At 47.6% G+C, this 2,863-nt stretch carries 3 protein-coding genes and 1 pseudogene; all 4 read left to right on the top strand.

Features of this window, described 5'->3' with window-relative positions:
• Positions 1-281: 281 nt before the first annotated feature.
• The gene (gene nrdR, locus RMO35_RS23120) at positions 282-803 is read left to right on the top strand and encodes a transcriptional regulator NrdR (protein WP_309744752.1); all 522 of its coding nucleotides are present in this window, start codon (positions 282-284) and stop codon (positions 801-803) included.
• 37 nt (positions 804-840) lie between these two features.
• Entirely contained in the window at positions 841-1,230 is a 390-nt protein-coding gene (locus RMO35_RS23115) for a (2Fe-2S) ferredoxin domain-containing protein (RefSeq protein WP_309744750.1), read from the top strand.
• 101 nt (positions 1,231-1,331) lie between these two features.
• Positions 1,332-1,817 carry an SRPBCC family protein gene (locus tag RMO35_RS23110; RefSeq protein ID WP_309744748.1) on the top strand — a complete coding sequence of 162 codons (486 nt, stop codon included), beginning with the start codon at positions 1,332-1,334 and terminating at the stop codon, positions 1,815-1,817.
• A gap of 91 nt (positions 1,818-1,908) precedes the next feature.
• Positions 1,909-2,863 (top strand): annotated as a pseudogene (gene mtnA / locus RMO35_RS23105) (S-methyl-5-thioribose-1-phosphate isomerase); the annotation flags it as partial.

The following is a 2,863-nucleotide window of genomic DNA, read 5'->3' as shown; positions in this document are numbered from 1 at the left end:
GTAAACAACAATTCAGTTTAGTCACGATCTGAGCTAATCTAGAGAAATCTCTAAATTAGCTCAGATTTTTCTTTTTAGGCTTTAGGCTTCATTTAGGCTTTAGGCTTTAGGGAATAGCTTGCACTGAGCGACAGCCGAAGTGGGAATAGGGAATAGGGGTTATGCTTTGGAACTGCGTTCTTTAGTCCCCCCGTCACCCAGTCTCCCAGTCTCCCCGTCCCCCCGTCACTCAGTCCCCCCGTCACCCCGTCCCCAGTCACCCAGTTCCCCCAGTCTCCCAAATGCAATGTTACTACAGCCCAAATAAAGAAAGTCGCGTCCTGGAGTCTCGATCGACAGAAGCAGGACAGAGTATTCGCAGACGGCGAGAATGCTTGCGTTGCAAACATCGCTTTACAACTTACGAACGATTGGAATTCGTGCCAGTCACGGTCATCAAACAGGATGCGCGACGGGAGTATTTCGATCGATCTAAGCTACTGCGGGGGATAATTCACGCCTGTCAGAAAACTGGACTCACTCCTGAAACCCTGGAATCGATCGTGGATGATATCGAATCCCAACTGCAAACTCGATCGCTCCGAGAGGTAACTACTGCCGAAATTGGCGAACTGGTGCTAGTCGAATTGCGCCCGTTGAGTGAAGTTGCCTATGTGCGATTTGCGTCTGTCTACCGTCAATTTCAAGGGATTCGGGATTTTGTAGATACCTTGCATCAGTTGAATGAAGTCAGGAGTCAGGAATCACATGAGGATCGCCTCGAAATGAGTCGAGCTGGTGTGACGATGCCGTTGGATTCTTAGTCGGGTGAGGAGTATATTTAATTGAGGCGATCGAGACATGAATGCAACTAAATATCGAGTGTTTGTCTGTACGAGACAGCGGGGTAATTTGGATTGTCCCGAAAACTGTTGCTTCAACTGTGGCGGGGTAGAGATTTATCAGGCTTTTCGGGATGAGATCGATCGGCAAAAATTAGCAGATCGAGTCGAAATCCGGCAATCGGGATGTTTGGATCGGTGTGAAGCTGGTACGGTTGTAGCTGTCTATCGTGCTAATTTGCCAGATTTTACTTGGCTGCCAGATAAAATTCAACGTAAAGTCAGAAAAATATTATTTCCCAATCGCCATTTATACGGTCATCTAACTTGTGAGGATATTCCCGCGATCGTCGAGAGTCATTTCATTGATGGGAAACCACTCAAACGCTGCCACATTACTAGTAATTAATTAAAATCATCAATAACTTTGGAACAGTAGGGAGTCACTAATTGGGTGAATCGGGTAGTTTCAACCGACTAGCATTCAAGTAATATTTATCCAATCGATCGATGATTTCATCAGTAGTTAGTATCCAAGTTTCGGTAAGTCCGAGCGAGGCTTTTCGCCATGTCGTCCCGATCGATCTTACTTCGATCTTTAGAGGCTATGGCTTATTACCCGCAGTTGTTCGGACAGAGGCTCAAACTGGTGCTTGGGACGCGATCGGACAGACTAGAATCGTGCATCTATCAGATGGTAGTCATGCCCAGGAACTACTGACTCAGTATAGCCAACCAAATTATTTTGCTTATGTAGTTAGTAATTTTTCTGGCATTTTAGGATTTTTAGTTACAGCAGCAATTGGCGAATGGTGGTTTGAAAATTGCGATTATTCAGCCAATAGCACACTCATCCGCTGGAGTTATACATTTACATCTAAATCTTTATTTACAGTTCCGATCCTATGGCTCGTTAATAAATTTTTATGGTCTGGATACATGCGTTCGGTTGTGTCAAACGTCAAGGAACAGCTCGATGCTAAAGCACTTAAATAATTGAAAATATTGTTTCGATCGCAGGTGGCACTTTATTCATTCGATGATAAAATTTGGGTCTGGACTACTCGGATCTATAACTAATTAATCTATGAATACCCCAGTTTATCCTGTGCGCTGGCAAAACGATCGCGTGCTGCTGATCGATCAAAATCGGCTGCCGAATGAGTATACCCATGTGGAAATCAGTCGGGTGGAAGATATGGCAGAGGCCATTTCGACGATGATCGTTCGGGGTGCGCCAGCGATCGGGGTGGCGGCGGCGTATGGGATGTATTTGGGTGCTAGAGACATTACGACGACGGATCGAGATGAGTTTTTGATGCAGTTGGTAGCGATTGGGAAGACGCTGAGAGCGACACGTCCGACGGCGGTAAATTTGTTTTGGGCGATCGATCGGATGGAAGAAGCCGCACGTAATTGTGCGGGAAGTGTCGCTGAAATTATTTCGCAATTACTCATCGCCGCGCAACAGATCAATGCCGATGATATCGCCACTTGCCAAGCGATCGGGACGCATGGATTGGAAGTTTTGCCCAGCAGTCCAGCGAAGTTGTGTTTGCTCACGCATTGCAATGCTGGTGCCCTGGCAACGGCTGGTTATGGTACCGCACTTGGGGTGGTACGTTCGGCATGGTCGGAGGGACGGTTGGCGCGGTTGTATGCCGATGAGACGCGTCCGCGATTGCAGGGTGCGAGACTGACGAGCTGGGAATGCGTCCAAGAGGGGATTCCCGTGACGGTGATTAGCGATAGTATGGCGGCTCACTGTATGAAACAAGGGTTAATCGATGCGGTGGTGGTGGGTGCCGATCGCATTGCCGCAAATGGCGATGCTGCTAACAAAATCGGTACATATAGTCTGGCATTGGTTGCTAAAGCGCATAATATCCCGTTCTTTGTCGCCGCACCGCGATCGACGATCGATTAGTCTCAGCGATGGGAGTCTGATTCCGATCGAGGAACGCCACCCCTCAGAGCTATATCAAATCGGTGAAACGATCGTCTGTCCACCTGGGGTAGAGTTCTACAACCCGGCTTTTGAT

This window comes from Chamaesiphon sp. OTE_20_metabat_361, assembly GCF_031364565.1.
The sequence above is the reverse complement of the archived record's forward strand: the minus strand, read 5'-3'. Positions and strand labels throughout refer to the sequence as shown.